16 protein-coding genes, 1 pseudogene and 1 riboswitch are annotated in these 17,197 nt (G+C 44.8%); of the genes and pseudogenes, 11 read left to right on the forward strand and 6 right to left on the reverse strand.

The window, feature by feature from the left end; translation table 11 throughout:
* Positions 1 to 201 precede the first annotated feature (201 nt).
* From AC1VYS_RS02980 to AC1VYS_RS03000, 5 genes are read left to right on the forward strand one after another with little or no spacing between them, the layout of a single operon-like run.
* Complete coding sequence (locus AC1VYS_RS02980) at positions 202 to 1,113, forward strand: ABC transporter ATP-binding protein (RefSeq protein ID WP_482912939.1); 912 nt, start codon at positions 202 to 204, stop codon at positions 1,111 to 1,113.
* A 43-nt stretch (positions 1,114 to 1,156) separates the two neighbouring features.
* Positions 1,157 to 1,873 (forward strand): hypothetical protein, encoded by a 717-nt coding sequence (locus AC1VYS_RS02985; RefSeq protein WP_482912940.1) that lies wholly within the window; start codon positions 1,157 to 1,159, stop codon positions 1,871 to 1,873.
* Between the two features lie 21 nt (positions 1,874 to 1,894).
* Positions 1,895 to 2,503: a CPBP family intramembrane glutamic endopeptidase gene (locus AC1VYS_RS02990; protein WP_482912941.1), complete on the forward strand. Its 609-nt coding sequence runs from the start codon at positions 1,895 to 1,897 to the stop codon at positions 2,501 to 2,503.
* An 11-nt stretch (positions 2,504 to 2,514) separates the two neighbouring features.
* On the forward strand, positions 2,515 to 2,943 hold the full coding sequence (locus AC1VYS_RS02995) for a hypothetical protein (RefSeq protein ID WP_482912942.1): 429 nt from the start codon (positions 2,515 to 2,517) through the stop codon (positions 2,941 to 2,943).
* Positions 2,944 to 2,987: 44 nt separating this feature from the next.
* Positions 2,988 to 4,658, forward strand: a complete 1,671-nt coding sequence (locus AC1VYS_RS03000) for an ATP-binding cassette domain-containing protein (protein WP_482912943.1) — start codon at positions 2,988 to 2,990, stop codon at positions 4,656 to 4,658.
* Between the two features lie 78 nt (positions 4,659 to 4,736).
* Here the strand turns inward: AC1VYS_RS03000 and AC1VYS_RS03005 are convergent, their stop codons facing one another.
* Both AC1VYS_RS03005 and AC1VYS_RS03010 read right to left on the reverse strand, forming a co-directional pair.
* Positions 4,737 to 5,105: a hypothetical protein gene (locus AC1VYS_RS03005; RefSeq protein WP_482912944.1), complete on the reverse strand. Its 369-nt coding sequence runs from the start codon at positions 5,103 to 5,105 to the stop codon at positions 4,737 to 4,739.
* 118 nt (positions 5,106 to 5,223) lie between these two features.
* The gene (locus AC1VYS_RS03010) at positions 5,224 to 7,929 is read right to left on the reverse strand and encodes a UvrD-helicase domain-containing protein (protein WP_482912945.1); all 2,706 of its coding nucleotides are present in this window, start codon (positions 7,927 to 7,929) and stop codon (positions 5,224 to 5,226) included.
* 414 nt (positions 7,930 to 8,343) lie between these two features.
* Here AC1VYS_RS03010 and AC1VYS_RS03015 point away from each other — a divergent pair, with 414 nt between their 5' ends.
* Both AC1VYS_RS03015 and AC1VYS_RS03020 read left to right on the forward strand, forming a co-directional pair.
* Positions 8,344 to 9,165 (forward strand): zinc ribbon domain-containing protein, encoded by an 822-nt coding sequence (locus AC1VYS_RS03015; protein ID WP_482912946.1) that lies wholly within the window; start codon positions 8,344 to 8,346, stop codon positions 9,163 to 9,165.
* 65 nt (positions 9,166 to 9,230) lie between these two features.
* Positions 9,231 to 10,031 carry a TrmB family transcriptional regulator gene (locus AC1VYS_RS03020; RefSeq protein ID WP_482912947.1) on the forward strand — a complete coding sequence of 267 codons (801 nt, stop codon included), beginning with the start codon at positions 9,231 to 9,233 and terminating at the stop codon, positions 10,029 to 10,031.
* A 1,135-nt stretch (positions 10,032 to 11,166) separates the two neighbouring features.
* Here the strand turns inward: AC1VYS_RS03020 and AC1VYS_RS03025 are convergent.
* On the reverse strand, positions 11,167 to 11,964 hold the full coding sequence (locus AC1VYS_RS03025) for an NUDIX hydrolase (protein ID WP_482912948.1): 798 nt from the start codon (positions 11,962 to 11,964) through the stop codon (positions 11,167 to 11,169).
* 79 nt (positions 11,965 to 12,043) lie between these two features.
* On the opposite strand from AC1VYS_RS03025, the gene AC1VYS_RS03030 reads away from it, so the two are divergent.
* Positions 12,044 to 12,346 (forward strand): hypothetical protein, encoded by a 303-nt coding sequence (locus AC1VYS_RS03030; protein WP_482912949.1) that lies wholly within the window; start codon positions 12,044 to 12,046, stop codon positions 12,344 to 12,346.
* Positions 12,347 to 12,644: 298 nt separating this feature from the next.
* Here the strand turns inward: AC1VYS_RS03030 and mscL are convergent, their stop codons facing one another.
* Positions 12,645 to 13,139 carry a large conductance mechanosensitive channel protein MscL gene (mscL, locus tag AC1VYS_RS03035; RefSeq protein WP_482912950.1) on the reverse strand — a complete coding sequence of 165 codons (495 nt, stop codon included), beginning with the start codon at positions 13,137 to 13,139 and terminating at the stop codon, positions 12,645 to 12,647.
* Between the two features lie 269 nt (positions 13,140 to 13,408).
* A riboswitch (purine riboswitch) is annotated at positions 13,409 to 13,508 on the forward strand.
* A 224-nt stretch (positions 13,509 to 13,732) separates the two neighbouring features.
* On the opposite strand from mscL, the gene AC1VYS_RS03040 reads away from it, so the two are divergent.
* On the forward strand, positions 13,733 to 14,320 hold the full coding sequence (locus AC1VYS_RS03040) for a xanthine phosphoribosyltransferase (protein WP_482912951.1): 588 nt from the start codon (positions 13,733 to 13,735) through the stop codon (positions 14,318 to 14,320).
* A gap of 1 nt (position 14,321) precedes the next feature.
* Positions 14,322 to 15,667 (forward strand): annotated as a pseudogene (locus AC1VYS_RS03045) (nucleobase:cation symporter-2 family protein).
* Positions 15,668 to 15,923: 256 nt separating this feature from the next.
* Here the strand turns inward: AC1VYS_RS03045 and AC1VYS_RS03050 are convergent.
* Together AC1VYS_RS03050 and AC1VYS_RS03055 are read right to left on the reverse strand one after the other, a co-directional pair.
* Entirely contained in the window at positions 15,924 to 16,262 is a 339-nt protein-coding gene (locus AC1VYS_RS03050; protein ID WP_123067295.1) for a DUF4870 domain-containing protein, read from the reverse strand.
* 71 nt (positions 16,263 to 16,333) lie between these two features.
* Positions 16,334 to 16,606 carry a transposase gene (locus AC1VYS_RS03055; protein WP_482912952.1) on the reverse strand — a complete coding sequence of 91 codons (273 nt, stop codon included), beginning with the start codon at positions 16,604 to 16,606 and terminating at the stop codon, positions 16,334 to 16,336.
* Between the two features lie 395 nt (positions 16,607 to 17,001).
* Between AC1VYS_RS03055 and AC1VYS_RS03060 the strand changes: the two genes are divergently transcribed.
* Positions 17,002 to 17,190, forward strand: coding sequence for a hypothetical protein (locus AC1VYS_RS03060; protein WP_017690840.1), 189 nt, complete (start codon positions 17,002 to 17,004; stop codon positions 17,188 to 17,190).
* The last annotated feature ends 7 nt before the right edge of the window (positions 17,191 to 17,197 follow it).

A 17,197-nucleotide genomic window follows, 5' to 3' on the forward strand; every position in this document is an offset into this window, starting at 1 on the left:
AATTATAAAAGGAGATGATCTTCATGTTGTTTTCGACTCGTAAAGCATTATCCAAATCAAACTGTGTCAGTGTTGGGGTATATGTCTGTGTAAGTTTCGGAAATAAGTGGTAAATTCTTCTGATTTATAATTTTAGGAGACTCGGATCAGGGATGGACTTTCTGGGTCTCCCATTCTATTAAAAAGTATAGGAGTAGAACAATGATCCTTGAACTGAAAGATGTGACGAAATTTTACGGAAAACATTTAGCTCTTGATCATTTTTCAACAAGCATCTGTTCTGGTGAGATCGTAGGTTTGATTGGCAAGAATGGCTCTGGCAAAACAACACTTATGAACTGCATTGTCAGACATATTCAACTCACTTCAGGTCATGTCGTTATTGATTCGCAGGATGTTCACGAAAACCCGTCTCTCATCTCCCGCTTTGGAGTATTGATCGAAAGCAGCTTTTTAGATTACATGAACGCATACGATAATCTGAAACTGCTTATGCTTGCTGACGGTGTTTCGAATATGAAAGAAGTGGAGCATCAATTAAATGAGGTACTTGAACTCGTAGGTCTGTCTAAACGAAAGAAGGAATATGTCAAAAAATTCTCATTCGGTATGAAACAAAGGCTGGGTCTCGCTCAGGCTTTACTGAATGACAAACCTTTTTTGATATTGGATGAACCTCTAGTAGGGTTGGACGTTATGGGTAGAGAACTGGTCAAAGACATCATAGTCAAAAAAGCAAAACAGGAAAACAAGGCTGTTATTTTCTCTGATCATAATCTCAACGAAGTAAAGGACGTATGTGATCGAATTATTTACATTGAAGATGGTGTCAAGAAATACGACGGTGTATTTGATGATGGGCGTAAATATGAAATTATATTGGAAGATGCCTCTCCCGATTTGCCTGCTTTAATAGAGAGATTGCAGAAAATAGACCATGTTGATGTGCTGGAGAAAACGATTCGTGTTACAGATATGCACATATTCAATCAGGTTATGGAAGAAATCATAAGTCACAAGGTGAAATTACAGGATGTGAATGTGATTGAAGGCTCACTTATAAGACTGTTTGAAGGAGATGTCGAACATGCTGAGCTTCAGGAACCTAAGTAATATTGAATTACGAAAGCTGGTTTATCGCAAGGATATGTGGATCATGCTCACTATGCTTGCCATTCCTGCTCTCTATAGTGTTGGCATTTTTTTCAACTCCTCCGTTATCGTGTTCACTGGGGCGGAGAAAGAGTATGGTATGAGTTTTATTGTGAATATGTTCAACTTTGTGAATGCAGTATATATTTATTATTTTATATTATCGTTGGTATCTGTTCGTTCTTTGGGAGGAGAAATCGAAAACAAGAGCATTTTATTATATACACAGCGCATCAATAATCGTCCCAAAATGTACTTTGCCAAGATATACTCACTGATTACAGCTTTTTTCATCATATGTATTGCATTTTTAGTCGTAACCCTGGTGATGTATTATACTTTTGCGATCCAACGTGAGGATTTAGTGACAAAGCAATTATTTAAAGTGGAAGAACTTGCAGGTTTGTTCCTGTTTTTTTTGTGTATCGTACTTATTTATATTTTCACGATTACATTCAGTGTAATGTTAAGTGTATTTTTTAAAACGAATACAGCCGTCATTATCTTTAGTATTGTCCTAATTGGGTCAATGTTCATATCGAAATTTCCAGTTATTCAGTATCTGTCCATCACATATTACATCTCAAAGTTTGCAGAACTGGATTTAACCCGAACCTCTGAGGCAGTAAAACTATTTATAGCCAATGCCTCATTAGTGGCTTTGTACAGCTTCATTTTCAGTGTAATAGGGATACGGAAGTTTGAAAGTAGGGATCTCTGATGGAGAGCTTTTAGTAACAACATGAAGAAACAAACCAAAGCGGAAGTCATGGGGCATTTCATTATTCTATTAATTTTGCCAACACTTATTGTGTCTATATGCGGGATTATAATGAGTTTTGTCGTACCAGGGAACAATGAATGGGCTTCACTGTTGTTAATTATCGGAGTCAGTATGAGTGTAGGCTTTATAGGGGTACCTTACCTGTACCTTAGAAAATTATATCAAGTGCAGCGTGAGGAACTGGGGATTGTAGTGTTCCGTCCATTAGAAATTTTTATCATAGGTATCACATTAGCTGCTCTGTATCTTTATTTATACGGTAAAGGCATTAGTTCACAAGTGCTAATTTTAAGTAGTGTACAGATGTTTATTGTCGCTGTGACAGAAGAGTTTTGGGCACGGGGAGCCATGTGCTTGGTCATCCGAAAACTATATAACAAAACATGGTTTGTTGTGCTGTTAAGCAGTACATGCTTTGCATTTGTCACACATATGAACGAACCATTTATGGATAATGTTTTGTATCGATTACCAGGTTCCATTTTGATGGGGATCATTTATGTGAAGACCAACAACTTGCGTTATACGATACTCTTTCATTTCACATATAATCTTATGAATATTTAGGGAGGATGCATATGAAAACAAAGCTGCTATTCATCCTATCATGTGTTATTCATATCGTTATGTTATATGTTCTTGTAACATTTCAGAGTCGGATCGATGTGCTTCAAATCTTTGCTTTGGTTTTTCTGCCCATTGTAGCAAGTTTAGGTATTGGACTCACTGCACAGATGTTTTGGATCAAAGAGAAAACGGAAAAAGCAGGAAATGTCGGCATTATATTTAGCATCCCAAGCTTGATATATACCTCAGTGGCCTCTTACATTATTAGCAAAAATATAGGTACGATCTTTGATGCTAGTCAAAAATATAAATCTGACTATGTCAACATCTCAACGAGCAGTTCACCGTGGTTTGCCTATTTCATTATCATCGTGCTGACTCTTGTATTGCATTACGTTATTTCGAGTTCCGTACTCAAACGTAAAATCAAACTCCATTAGTTACATGTTCTGAGCGGTTCTTCAAAGAAACCGGAGGGCAGGCTATGAAATATATCCAGAGAGACTTACCATTCTTTGTTTTGATTGGCGCTAATCTTTTGTTGTCGATCGTTTCAATTTTATTTCCGTTGACACTAATGAAAGTTACAGATTTCCTGATTGTCAGTGATACAAGTTCATTCAGGTTTTACTTATTCGTGGCGCTTGTCGTTATTGTCGCTCAAATGGCCATGACCTATATAACAGGAAGAATGAATAATACTTATGTTATGAATAGAACAATCGAGATTAGAAATGGGGTAATGAAGGCTTTATTAAGATCCAATTACGGGCAGTTCAAATCCAAGAAAAATGATGAATACACATCGCTTCTACTGACCAATATCCCGGTATTAGAAGAAGACTACTTCAAAACCACAATTAATCTGATCTCAAAATCTTTGTTGTTGGTGGTATCACTAGTTACTCTTCTTATATTGAATCCATTGCTGACTGTAAGTTTGATTATAGTCATTGCTGCGCTTGGCATATTTCCACTTCTGTTTACTAAACGTATACTCTTGTTAAAAAAGGAATTGATCCATAAAACAGAGGAATATACAAAATCAACAACCGAAGTTTTGTATGGCTATGAAACCATTAAGGTTTATAAACTTATAGACTATATACTGAACGTTCATCGATTGAAAATAAATAAAATGGAACGAAAGAGTAAACAGTTCGGAGACATTCTCATTCTAGCCAATGTTACATTCGGAAGTTCTTCGATGATTTTACTGCTTTTGATTTTTTTGATTGGCGGTTACGCGGTAAGTATAGGTACGCTGACGGTTGGTTCCCTTATTGCATGTACACAATTGGTAATGTATATTTTTGAGCCGGCCATTCATATTACTCAGGATCTGAATACGGTTCGTTCGACCAGACCGATTCGGGATCAGATCGATGCTATAGTGAAATGGTCTGAAGAAAACGAGCAGGCTAATAAGCTCTGTGTGGAGCAATTCAAAACCATTCGGCTGGAGAATGTAAGTTATATATATCCGTATCAGAATGAGACTGCAATAAGAAAGATATCGATTACGCTGGAGGCTGGAAAGAAGTATGCAATTATTGGAGGAAACGGAAGTGGCAAGTCTACCTTAATCAAGATTATTGCAGGTTTAATTACAGATTATTCAGGGAAGATTTTGTTGGATAATACCGATATCCGACAAGCAAATTATGAGAAATTAGGCTATATTGATCAACAAGCTTATTTATTTAATACAACAATTCGGGAAAATATAATCATTGGACAAGATGTTCAATCTACGGGTCCGGAGGAATTGCAGCTCATCCTTGACAAGCTACAGCTTCATGAATGCATTAATAAACATTCAGAACAATTGGATTTTGTAGTAGGTGATCACGGAGAGAATTTGTCAGGTGGAGAACGCCAGAAGATATGCATAGCTAGAGCATTGCATAGAAGGCCAGATGTATTGCTGTTAGATGAACCGGATTCTGCCTTGGACCCTGATACAAGTAGCCGCTTAAAAGAGATGCTTGGTCAGATGGAAGAGGTATTATGTTTAATGATTACTCATGAGTATGACGAAAGTTTAAAGGAATTTGATGAGATTATCGTTATGGATCGCGGAGAAATCATTCAGAGAGGAAGGTATGAGGAGGTTTTTAGGGGGCATGCAACAACAGATAGGGCCATCGTATGATGGTGATATTCAAAGACTTCCTTGCTTCAAAAGCCGATTTTTGGTTCGGCATTGTTGAAGAGGAAGTCTTTGTTGGTTTTATTTATTCATCGGTGACTTCTCGTATCCCGGGTCATCGTAGTCGGTATCTTGCAGCTTGGGGAGCACATTCATGCCATCGATGGCTTGTCTGGTCTCGGGTGTGCCGTGATCGTAAAGGAAAGTGTACAGCATCGTTACGCCATCTGTAAGTCGTTCATTTCCATCATCATGGTCTGCCGACTTGTAAGGTACGGGTGCCCGCTGCAAGGAGTAATCATCCCCATCCTTAAGTACTTTCATCAGATCCTGCAAAGTTGCCAATTGCCCGTCATCAACGAGTACTTCAAACGGTGTAGATTCGTTCTTCGTTTTTTCAATCAGGTTATGAGTTACCGATACATACAGATGTTGTTTACCGTCCGCCATAATCCAACCCCCATTTCGATATTGAAAAAAGAGACGCTTGCACTGTTCAATTGGAAAAAAGACGCTTCTACTGTTAATAAACAGCAGTAAGCGCCCTGAAACGAAAGATTCCGTATGCCTATTTCCCAAAAGTATTTGTCGACGGAACCTGCCGAGTGCCAGCGATCATCGTTCCTGAACATAGTGGACAGACCGGAGGCCCTGATGAGGGCTTTTTCTTGGCTTTGCCGGAAGGCACAGCCGGTTTCTGTCTCAACCATGCTTTGCATGTAGCCGAGCTACATTTCCAGACAGCTACCGTCTCTGTACGCTCAGCTTTGCTCGCAGCTGCTCGAGAAGAATCAGCATTTCGGGAAGTGCTCGAAGTCATGGTTGTACTGGCAGCCTTCGGATGAAGTCCGGGTGTACTAAATGCTTTATGATCTCGAATAATTCCGCTGCCGCGTTTCTCGCTGAGACGATCTTCATCCCGTTCATCCAGCATCTCCATTTCCCGATGATCCTTATGGTTGATTGCACTACGCTGCCGATCGTGCTGCACATAAGATGAAGTTTGTTGTGCAGTACCACCCTTACCATTTTCACGTTTGCCTTCATCTTTAGCGTTACCGATGCTTTTCCAGTTTCCGTTGCTGCTTCGGTTGTTGCTATTTCCGTTGTTGTTCCTGTTATAGCTTGCGTGTCCATGATTGCTAGATGACGACGTGCTGCCGCTGCGTGCCTCTTCCCGTGGTTTACGTTTGCCCGGAACCTCCATGCCAAAGGCTTCAAGCAGAAAGCGTGACACGTCCGCAGGTTTGCCGTGATGGCTCGCAGGTGATGTCACATATAGATGCTGTTTGGCACGAGTAATGGCTACATAAGCGAGTCTGCGTTCTTCTTCAAGTGCCATATCCAATTCGGCATCGGTTTGCTGTACGGTAAGTGCAGCTTTCTGATCTTCCGGAATATCTTGACGCAGGGCAGTGCTATGCGGAACAATGCCTTCACTGGCTCCGATCCAGTACACACATGGGAACTCCAGTCCTTTGGCCCGGTGAATGGTCATGAGCTGTACCGCATCACTATCCTGCGCCCGGCGCAGTGATTCCATCTCGCGATGTCTGCGGGACAGCTCGTCTGCGAATTGCACGAATTCTTCCACGGTTTCGAACTTTTTGACAGCCGCTTCGAATTCATCCAGTGTTTCCAGCATCGTTTCCTTATAGTGGGTAAAAATAGTCGGGTCGCCGCTTTCCATATACTTATCGTAGAACTGGCGGCGCATCTCCTGAATCGCGATGATCGGCTTCAGCTTGTGCAGAGATTTGATCAGCTTGATGCGTTCCTTGACCTGCTCCTGTTGAAAAGGTTTCAGCTTGTCCCATTTGCTCAGATGGATCAGCGGATATTTCTTGGCTTGCTCCTGCTCACGGCGCTGGATATACTCTAGACCGGCATCTCGGGACACATACAGCGGACCGAGTGCGCTTGGCAGAGCATCCATCGCTCGTGGGTTCAGGGATAGTCGCATATGATCCATCAACGGTTTGATCAGGGACTGATCATAGAACACCGGAGCGGCCCCGTGTTGTACAAAGGGCACATCCTTCAGTACCAGTTGCTCAAACACTGCCCGGCTGCTGCTGGCTGTCCGGTGCAGGATGGCAATGTCCCGATACGGATATTGTCCTTCCTCTACCTGCTGACAGATCTGATTCACAACCCAGGCGGCTTCCTCCTCGGCGTTAGACGGGGTAGCAAACCGAGGCGCATCCCCGCGCTGTCCTGCTGCACGCAGCCGTTTATCCCGTCTACGTTTGTTGCGGGCGACCAGCTCACTGCCGAGTCCCAGAATACGTGCATCACTACGGTAATTGATATCCAGCGTCACGATGCGTGCGCCCGGGTATACTTTATCGAATTCCAAAATCGATTCCTGCCGTGCGCCGTTAAACGTATAGATCGTCTGGTCATCGTCTCCGACAACCATCAGATTGCGGTGACCCGCAGCGAGCATCTGTACAATCTCGTATTGCAGCCGGTTCGTATCCTGAAATTCGTCCACCATAATGTATTGAAAACGCCGCTGTAGCGGCTTTAACACGGCCGGGTCACGAAGCAGCGCAGCCGCGCGCAGCAGGATGTCATCAAAGTCCATTTTGCCGCGATCCTGCTTCCAGCTTTCGTATCCGAGCAATACCCGCTTGGCATCGCGCTCATCCTGCGTTTTCTCCGGCAAATCTGCGGTGTCTGAACCTTGCATCTTCCAGGCGGATAACATCGCTAGCAGACTCTCTGGTTGAAACGCTTCGCTCATGCCATTCTGGCGCAGTAACATTTTAAGCACCGTATGCTGGGCACGCGACTCACCAAAAATATCTTCCTGCACACCGTAATGGCGCAGCAAAGTCAGCGCAAACGAGTGAAAGGTGCGAGCCTGTACGGCTCTTGCCGCAGCAGGTCTTATGCCCGGTAAGGCAGCAATCCGGTCTTTCATCTCTGCGGCAGCTTTGTTGGTAAACGTCACGAGCAGAATGCTGCCTGCGTGTACACCGCTGACCTCCATCAGATAGCCTGCTCTTGCAGCTAGTACAGTTGTTTTGCCGCAGCCCGCTCCTGCAAGCGTAAGTATGGGGCCTCTGCCATGGCGAACGGCCAAGATTTGCGGGCCATTGAGTTTGATGCCGGCTTCTTCAAGCGAGCGGAAATAATAGGCGTCCTGCTGATCATCTCCCACAAGCTGCCGGCTGGTTTCCAGCGGAGCCGAGGGAGATTGAGGCAGGGAGGACGCGGGGTTCACCCCCAGCGGACGGGGGTAGAACGTTGAGTTCGGACTTAACATGTTTCATCCACCTCTGTATGCATTCAGGGATCGAACGATCCTTTCAAAAGTAAAGAATTTGCCCTTTTCACAATCGCATTGTAAATTGGTAAGATAGAGTTAATTGTTAATCATACGTATTTCATATGTCATAGTTCTATGAGATATAGGATTATGGTTTCATTGGTATAGATGGAGTACTCCATGGATATGGAGCCAAAGTTCCATTATACCGAACGTATGGTCTTGATGAAAGCCCCTGTTTTGATCCAATATCCGCATAAAATGGGGTGTCAGCGCGATTTTTCGCAACTTTTTGGCTTCATATCGTATAAGTTATATATCTAGGGTATTTCGCATATTGCGAATGGCTGACCTATTAACTAATGAAGAATGATCATGATATTGTTTTGACGGGACAGAGGAGGAATGGTTATGAAACTGCTTCAGCGCATCAAAAACGGAGCAAACAAAGCAACAGAGCGAGCACAGCACGCTGTTGAGATTGGCAAATTGAACAATCAGATTGTGGGCTTGCAACAGGAACAGGAAGTCCATTTTACCGATATGGGCCGGATCTTCTATGAAGGTTATCGTGCACAGGATATGACGCTCGCTGAAAAAGAGATGGTGGATCTGTCTAATCTATGTGACGAACTACAGGATGAGATCGACGCATTGCGCGGCAAGATTGCCGAGTTGAAAAATGAACGTCTGTGCGAGTGCGGACATGTCGCTTCACTGGATGCCAATTTCTGTCCGAAATGTGGACGCAAGCTGGGCGAATCCAAACCAACTGCATCTGCATCTGCATCGGGAGTTGCAGGGGCTACAGGAGCCGTCAAAACGGCAAACCAAGAGGCAGCCGCTGCACAAAACCCGGTTGCGGAGCAGTCGATTTTTGATGCACCAGCTGTGGAAGAACACGAAGAAACCGAGCCGTATCATACGGTCATCCCATCGATCGCGGATCTGGAGACGGAACCGGGATATAACGGCACCGAATTTACACAAGAAGAGAAGGAAGCGTTCGATGCAGAGTGGGAACGCCGGCGCGAAGAAGAGATGCAGCGGGAACGTGAGCGCCAGCAAGAGCTGGATGAGCGCATTCGCTATTGGAAAGAAAATAATCCGATTGTAAACACCGTGGATGTACAGACGGAAGTACCTCGTGAAATGGTGAAGTGTCAGATTTGTGCATCCGAATTGCCAAAAGGCTCGAAGTGGTGCCCACGTTGCGGAGCCGAGCAGATCTGATCTGATGTAGTAGACGTGCTGCCGTCAGGCAGTGCTGGTTGCTTACAGCATGGGGGGACAGAAATATGGACCAACTGCTGCATCATTTACGTCATCTCGGGTTCACCGAGATGGAATCTAAAATTATGGTGGAATTAGCCCGTCAGGGGTCAGCCTCGGGATATGAGGTAGCCAAACGGCTGGGCGTCTCCCGTTCCAATGTATATGCCACCTTGCAACGGCTGGAATCACGGGGATTTCTCCGGTGCAGTCCGGGAGAGCCTGTGAAGTACAGCATGCTGAAACCTGAAGAGATGACACGCATGATCTCGGATCAGATGCACACCTCTCTGGATTACGTTGAGCGAAGTATGCCGAAGAGCGAGCCGGAGAAGCCTGTATTTTACAATGTGGAAGGCGACAAAAATGTTTTTGAAAACCTCAGTCGTGAACTTGCCGCAGCAAGGCATGAGATCGTTGTGGATGTCTGGCGGGAGGAAGCTGAACTGCTTCGAGAGGAATTACAGCAAGCTGAGGCTCGCGGAGTACGTCTGCTGTGGTCCTGTGAAGGCGGGGAAGGCATGGTAGATCAGCCGCTTCCTTTGCCCGGGTTACCATCATATGGCACGGGCACCGGGCGTAAGTTCTCGCTGGTTGTGGATCGACGCTGGTGCATGTTAGGTATGCGAGGGGATTCATGTCCTACCCAGGCTGTAGTCACAGCGCATCCGGTGATGACCGGATTGCTGCTGAATCATTTTGCACAAGAACTGGTGCTGTATGAACTGGAGCAGGATATCGGTGAGGAACTGGAAGGTCGTTACGGACGACGGTATGCAGACATTGCTGCACGATATTGGTCATCCCCTGCACCAGAGAATGAATAGTAACCGTTGGAATAAGAAAATAAAAATTAGTCATTAAACTAGGGTTGTTTGAAAAAGTTGAAGGAATCCCATTTTGCTGCATTTTCGTTCCGAACCAGGAAGTTTATCGCAGACGTGCCGGAGTACATCAAGGGAATGTGATGCAGCAGGGGGGCGAAGAGGCACTGAAAGATGTACTTCAGTGGTTTTCAAGACACAAGCTAAAGTAGTGGCTGTAAAATGGAAACGATAAAGGACGAGATGCGAATGATGAATTCACAGCTCGTCCTTTTGTGGTTAATAAAGGCATTGACCATCTTAAGAGGGCTATTCTTCATAGCTATTCTTCAATTTCTATAAAGGCAAGATTTTGAAGCGGGTGAAACGGGATAGTTTGAGCGCTAACGATCACCACAAGCCTTATTTTGGCGAAATCGACCTTTCTGAGATTCTAACGATCCTCAGGAACGCTATTTCGTCCCCAAGCCATCTTCTTAGCGCAAATGAAGCCAGTTTCGTCTAAATAACGTCTCTGGTGATCGTTAGATTTCACGAGACCCCGAAAAGGGGCAAATAACGTTCCCTGTGATCGTTAGAATTTGTTGAGCCTAAGCTAGCGCACATTCACTTTAGGTTACTCTGTTCCATCATGAGACTTACGTAGATTAGGCTAACTTTGTTGTTTCGTACTTTGCTTTTGCTTGTTAGAGTGTGCATATTGGGATATTTCCCTGATATGCCGTAGCAACATCTTCAACGTATCACGTAACGTCTAGGTGGTTCAGAGGTACAATGATACAATTCAGAACTCGAATGCAGTGATGCTTGTTACAGCATTGGTCTGCTATCCGGTTGATAGTAGAGGAATGGTTCTGGAACACCTAAAGCGTAATGCTACTGGAATACCTAAGGAGTAATGCTACTTGAATAATGAAGGTATTCGTCTAGGGATTAGTTATACGTATGAAGTGATGCTAATTTTGAGAAAATGAAGTTAGGGCGTGTCTGAAAACACTGAAGAAAGCAGATTTCGCCGAATTTTTGTTCCATGCAAGGAAGTTTCCCGAAGGCGTGCCAGGGCACGTCAAGGGGAAGTGACGTAGCAGCGGGCGAAAAAGGGGGAAAAGATGCACTTCAAGAGGTTTCAAGACACGCCCTAGACCCCGTGTACTCGTTTCAGCGCTTCGAGTACGTCGATATAATACGTGAAGCCATGCGGTACAAAATCCGCCGCGCGTACTTCGCAAATGAGGCGTGCAGTGCTTGCTGAATGCTTGTAATTGCTGTGATTGGACGAAAGGTCAGCTGCTGTCATTGTGATTTCATGGATGAACTCGGACAGTGATTCACTATTTCGTAGGAATGTCGATAAAGATGTGTCATCCTCTGATGGTGTAGATAACGCTTCACCTTCTTGCATGAATGCCTGTTGTTGCGCACGCACACCAGATGCCTGCACGGCATCTTTCTCTTGGCGGAACAGGGCGAGCAAGTCATCCAGTGATGCCTCATAGAGACTATCCACTTCGTTAGCCTGGAGAACATAGGACTCCAGTGGTTGGTTCAGGCACAGACCATAGACAGCACTGAATTCCCGATCCAGAAATGGAACACCACGCACCTCACCTTGTAGCTGCTGCGTAGCTGTAAACAAATAAGTCAGCGCATCAAATGACGTATGCACACCAAGCTCTTCTTCCAGCTCTCGATGTGCGTCTTGCAGTTGTTCACCGGCTGTGAGATGACCTGCTGCCGTGATGTCGTAGTACCCGGGAAAAGTATCTTTAATATCCCGCCGCCGCTGAAACAGAACCATGCGCTTGTCGCCTGCATCACGCACGATCCAGCAGTGAAAGGAACGATGCCAATATCCATTGGCATGAACCTCGTTTCGGGGGGCTGTACCGATCCATTTTTGCTGATCGTCATAAATGTCGAAACGTTCTGGGGTCATGAAACGTATCTCCTTATATAGCAGAATTTAAAGTTCAAAATTTCACAAAGTATCTTTTTAACGAAAGGGGAACGATTGTATGGAATGCATTGTACACTTTCAGGTGATTTATCCGCAACCTCAGGAGCGTAAAGCCCTTAGGGGACTTATCTTTGTAGGGCAAGGTCAGGAACCGGCCACGAGCCAGCTTACGACGATGTTTAAAGACATGGGCTTTCATGTTCGTCTGGAGGACGAGGCACAGTTGCTGTTTAAACCGACGGATGCCAGCGCCAATTTTGAGTACATTCGGGTCACTGAACTGGATACCGGACAAGAGGTTTACAAGGAAGACAAAGACCTCAAATCGATTCTGGAACACTTGCTGCCCAAACGTTTCTAAGTTCAGAGCACATGACCGACAAACAAGGCTGAGAAGCAAGATAAATAATAAATAAAAAAGGTCCCACCTCTAAGGTGGAACCTGGACATATGCAGGTTTGATGTACTTGATACGTGTATGCAATGTACACAGTTATAATAAGTTTCAACCCACTAGCGTTGAACATTTGAACATATCTTAATATGCATACCACAATGACTACATAACCGTTAATTTTGCTTCCAACATACATAGCGGTATGAAAAATCAAACCTGCATCATTGTTTTATTTTCTTGTACATATCAATAAATCCAACCCTTATGCCGGAGCGTTGCTTCCTTCAGCCTCGAGCTGGGAAGTGCACTGGGAACAACGAGTAGCTGCAGCCGGAATTTCAGACAGACAGTACTTGCAGGCTTTCGTTGTTTTTTTCGGCTCAGGCTTGGCATGTTCTTTACGCTTCAGATAGTTAATGCCTTTAACCAACATGAAGATACAGAACGCCACGATAATGAAATCAATCATCACATTGATAAATTGACCGTAAGCAATGACGGTAGCGCCTGCTTCGTTGGCTTGGGCCAGTGTAGTGATATCTTGACCGCCAGCTGTTTTTATATCCGGATCAAGGTTAATGATTTTTTGGCTGAAATCAATCCCGCCAAGCAATTTCCCAACCGGTGGCATGATGATATCATTCACAAGGGACGTAACGATTTTTCCGAAAGCAGCTCCGATAATTACACCGACCGCCAGATCAATGACGTTGCCGCGAACAGCAAACTCCTTAAATTCTTTCAGTATGCCTTTCATGTAACAATCTCCTTTAACGACTAGATTCTGAGCACATCCCCCAAGTTCATTCCCGTCAGGACACGCTTTTGTTCTCATATTGTACATAAAAATTGAAAATCAATCATCCCCATTATGCAAAAGAAACATAGTTTCCGCAAATTCCATGAAAATACCTCTTTATTTCAAGCCGCCAATTCGGTATACTTCTAACATTATCAGTGAGATTACACTTTTAATTCAGGTTCGCAATTATACATGGATACGAATCGTGAAGCCAAAATGAAAAATGAATTGAATATGCCGTTACTCGTATATGTGCAGGAATAGGCCTGCATGTCTCTACCCGATCACCGGAATGATTGGACTACGGGAAGGATGCTGCTGCGCTTTGCGCGGGTTTGAGGTCAGGCATACACCTACGTATGCCTTGGGCGTCACCTCGTGGCGTATACAGTGTTCGCACGGCTTGTCCATACAGGAACAAGTCCGTCTTTCCCGTCTCCGGTTCATCCCGCAGGTGTGAACAGGCGGGCTTTTTGTTTTTTACATGGGAGAGAGATTGTGGAGCAGACTGTACATGGCGGTAGAGGGCATTTGGGAGGAAGAAAACGATGCAATTGTTAAAAGACAAAGTAAGACAGGAAGGCATTGTCCTGTCCGAGCAGGTACTCAAAGTAGACTCATTCCTGAACCACCAGATGGACCCGGTGTTGATGAAGGAAGTGGGCAAAGAGTTCATTCGCCGGTTTCAAGGGGAGAACATTACACGTGTGCTGACGATTGAATCATCCGGGATTGCGCCGGGTATTATGACAGCACTGGAACTCAATGTTCCGCTGATCTTCGCCCGTAAGCAGAAGTCACTTACCCTAACCGAAGATATTTTGGTGGAGAAAGTGTATTCCTTTACCAAACAGGAGACGAATGAAATCACAGTAGCGAAGAAGTTTATGAACCCTGGCGACCGCGTGCTGATCATTGATGATTTTCTGGCGAACGGCGAAGCTGCATTTGGCTTGGCTCGCATTGTAGAACAGGTTGGCGCGGAAGTCGTTGGCATCGGGATCGTGATTGAAAAAGCATTCCAGCCCGGAGGCCGTCTGTTGAAAGAAGCGGGTTACCGCGTGGAATCCCTGGTTCGCATCGGAGCATTGTCCAATGGACAAGTAACCTTTGCAGATGAGGAGGGCACAAACTAGTATGGCACGCGAACGTATTTTTCAACGTCACCGGCATCCGGCCAAAACCTTTTCACTCGGCTTGCAGCACGTACTTGCAATGTATGCCGGAGCTGTCATTGTACCGCTTATTGTCAGTAGCGCGCTCGGATTTACCCAAGAGCAACTAACCTATTTGATTGCGATCGACCTGCTTGCCTGCGGTGTAGCTACACTGCTTCAGGTCTGGGGCAATAAATATTTCGGCGTTGGACTGCCAGTTATGTTGGGATGTGCCTTCCAGGCCGTATCTCCGATGATTATGATCGGGAAGAGCAGTGGCGTATCTGCTATCTACGGTGCCATTATTGCTTCCGGTCTGTTCGTTCTGATTTTCTCCGGTTTATTTGGCAAACTCATTCGGCTCTTTCCGCCAGTTGTTACAGGTTCTGTGGTCACCATTATTGGTCTGACACTGATTCCCGTTGCATTCACCGATTTGGGTGGGGGTCAGAATGCGGCGGATTTTGGTAGCAGTGTGCATTTGCTGCTAGGTTTCGGAGTATTCATTTTCATCATATTAATGACACGTTTCACAACAGGTTTTGTACGCTCGATCTCTGTACTGATAGGACTTTTCGTTGGCACAGTGGCTGCTGGCTTCATGGGTGAGGTGAAGTTTGCTCCCGTTCTTGATGCAAGCTGGTTCCATATGGTTCAGCCATTTTATTTCGGAAGACCAACCTTTGAGATTGTTCCTATTCTGACGATGATTCTGGTCGCGATTGTCAGTGTGGCCGAATCTACGGGCGTATTTATGGCTCTGGGCAAAATGTTGGACAAGGATCTGACCTCCAAGGATTTGGCGCGTGGATATCGTGCAGAGGGGCTGGCTATTGTGCTTGGGGGGATTTTTAACTCATTCCCTTATACAACGTATTCGCAAAATGTAGGGCTTGTACAGATGACACGTGTGAAGACACGTGATGTCATCGTTGTCGCAGGCGGTTTGCTGATCGTTATTGGCTTTGTACCGAAAATTGCTGCACTGGCTCAGTGCTTGGCGGTGCTATGGTGGCATTGTTCGGTATGGTGATTTCGTCGGGTATCCGCATCATTGGCACTCAGGTGGACCTGAACCGTCATGAGAACCTGTTCATCATTGCATGTTCTATTGGCATGGGGCTGGGGGTAACGGTGGTACCACAGTTGTTCGCAGGTGCACCAGCCTGGGCTCAAATTATGCTGGGTAATGGCATTATTGCAGGTAGCTTTACGGCAATCTTCATGAATCTGTTGTTTAATGGCCTCGGAAGCAAAGAAACTGCTGCCCAATTGGGTGCACAGCATACAGATGAGATGGCCCAGGAAAACAGCAAGTCTGCATAAAAGTACCTTCACTCTGATACTTGGTCAGAAGGGTTGTTATGTAAAGCGTACATGATGAATTATTCATGGCATAACGCATGTTGAGTCAGGATATGAATGATTCATTACTTATATTATTTACCTCATAAAATATCAATGAGATGAAGTACAAGTTAACCTTAATGTTAAACAGTTAACATAATATACACACAGGAAACACCGCAACAACGGGGTCGGCAGAGCCCCTTGTTACGGTGTTTTTTTGTTCTTTGTGACATTAAAGGTGTCTCATTTGCTTCTCGGCAAAATCACCGACCCAAGGCAGTTTGAGCCATTTTCCCTGCAGACTGGTAACTACCGTTAGTAGCCATACGATTACACCAAGCAGGGATAACAGTGAAGCTACAAGAGGGCCGAACAGCGGGAGAAAGGTCGACAACACATGCCCGACCATGATGAGACCAAAAACTGTCACGGATTGAAGGGCATGGAATAACACAAATCGACTGCGTTTCTCTACAGCAAGAAAAATGATTCCACCTACAAACGTGAATAAGTAACACAACATGCCGGCTATATTTTCATCCAGACCGCTGGACGACTTCATGGGAGACATTCGGCCCAGCCTCCTTTGTCCTTTTTATATAGGCTATGTAGGAGCTGGACAGAACTGAACCGATGAGTGGACTAAGTTTGAATTTGTCTGCGAGGACTGGTGATTTTGCCCTTTTTATCCTCATCATCTTTCTTAGGCACCAGACGTTCATCGGTTTTCCCATCGTGATGATTATCAAAGGCATACTCTGTCAACTTCCATTCGGTCTTGCCGAGTACGGGATCGGCGGGGAAATCTTGACCTCGGTGCAGGTGCTCTTCCTGTCCAGCTTCATTGATATAAACGCCGTCGACCTCTACTTTTTCATGCGAAAGGGGCAGCATATCCTGTTCTTTGCGCTCCATAACAGGTCCTCCTTTTAGTTCCATATAGTTAACTGATTTAGTGATCCAAGATAATATCCCCCGAATAGTTAGGGGTTATGCTGGTTAAATTAATCCGTATAGAAAAAACATTTTATAAAATATGATTCGGAATTAAACTTTTTGGGCAGTAAAACCGTTATATATATTAGGAAAAATCGTCAAGTCGTAACGAGGTTCCGAATATGATACAATAAGATTATGATTCAACCTGAATCATATCGGGTATTTATAGTGTCAGGTACTTGCTATTCGGCGAGGTTCCCGACCTAAAGCTTGCTTTAAGCCGCGCACACAACTTCATGAATGGCATTTAAGACTTATTCGGCGTTCTCTAAACGGAGCATTCACTTTCAACGTTTTGGGAGGGAATTACAATGGCAACGAAAGGTCACAATGAGGTCAAAGAAAGTTTGAGGGAAATGACTCGGATTTTCCGTCCTAAAGATCCAAAAAAATTCGTGAAGGAGTATGTGAGAAAATACCGGATTACGGGTGGATACGAGGAAGAATTGACTTCTGTAGTTGAGCATGAGCTTGTCAAGATGGATTCTTCCGTGTCCTGAAACAACA

The sequence above is a fragment of the Paenibacillus sp. G34 genome (assembly GCF_056856875.1).

Coding starts and splice junctions, on each gene's coding strand:
- AC1VYS_RS02980 (WP_482912939.1), top strand. CDS start 202: ATGATCCTTGAACTGAAAGATGTGACGAAATTTTACGGAAAACATTTA.
- AC1VYS_RS02985 (WP_482912940.1), top strand. CDS start 1,157: ATGCTCACTATGCTTGCCATTCCTGCTCTCTATAGTGTTGGCATTTTT.
- AC1VYS_RS02990 (WP_482912941.1), top strand. CDS start 1,895: ATGAAGAAACAAACCAAAGCGGAAGTCATGGGGCATTTCATTATTCTA.
- AC1VYS_RS02995 (WP_482912942.1), top strand. CDS start 2,515: ATGAAAACAAAGCTGCTATTCATCCTATCATGTGTTATTCATATCGTT.
- AC1VYS_RS03000 (WP_482912943.1), top strand. CDS start 2,988: ATGAAATATATCCAGAGAGACTTACCATTCTTTGTTTTGATTGGCGCT.
- AC1VYS_RS03005 (WP_482912944.1), bottom strand. CDS start 5,105: ATGGCGGACGGTAAACAACATCTGTATGTATCGGTAACTCATAACCTG.
- AC1VYS_RS03010 (WP_482912945.1), bottom strand. CDS start 7,929: ATGTTAAGTCCGAACTCAACGTTCTACCCCCGTCCGCTGGGGGTGAAC.
- AC1VYS_RS03015 (WP_482912946.1), top strand. CDS start 8,344: ATGAAACTGCTTCAGCGCATCAAAAACGGAGCAAACAAAGCAACAGAG.
- AC1VYS_RS03020 (WP_482912947.1), top strand. CDS start 9,231: ATGGACCAACTGCTGCATCATTTACGTCATCTCGGGTTCACCGAGATG.
- AC1VYS_RS03025 (WP_482912948.1), bottom strand. CDS start 11,964: ATGACCCCAGAACGTTTCGACATTTATGACGATCAGCAAAAATGGATC.
- AC1VYS_RS03030 (WP_482912949.1), top strand. CDS start 12,044: ATGGAATGCATTGTACACTTTCAGGTGATTTATCCGCAACCTCAGGAG.
- mscL (WP_482912950.1), bottom strand. CDS start 13,139: ATGAAAGGCATACTGAAAGAATTTAAGGAGTTTGCTGTTCGCGGCAAC.
- AC1VYS_RS03040 (WP_482912951.1), top strand. CDS start 13,733: ATGCAATTGTTAAAAGACAAAGTAAGACAGGAAGGCATTGTCCTGTCC.
- AC1VYS_RS03050 (WP_123067295.1), bottom strand. CDS start 16,262: ATGTCTCCCATGAAGTCGTCCAGCGGTCTGGATGAAAATATAGCCGGC.
- AC1VYS_RS03055 (WP_482912952.1), bottom strand. CDS start 16,606: ATGGAGCGCAAAGAACAGGATATGCTGCCCCTTTCGCATGAAAAAGTA.
- AC1VYS_RS03060 (WP_017690840.1), top strand. CDS start 17,002: ATGGCAACGAAAGGTCACAATGAGGTCAAAGAAAGTTTGAGGGAAATG.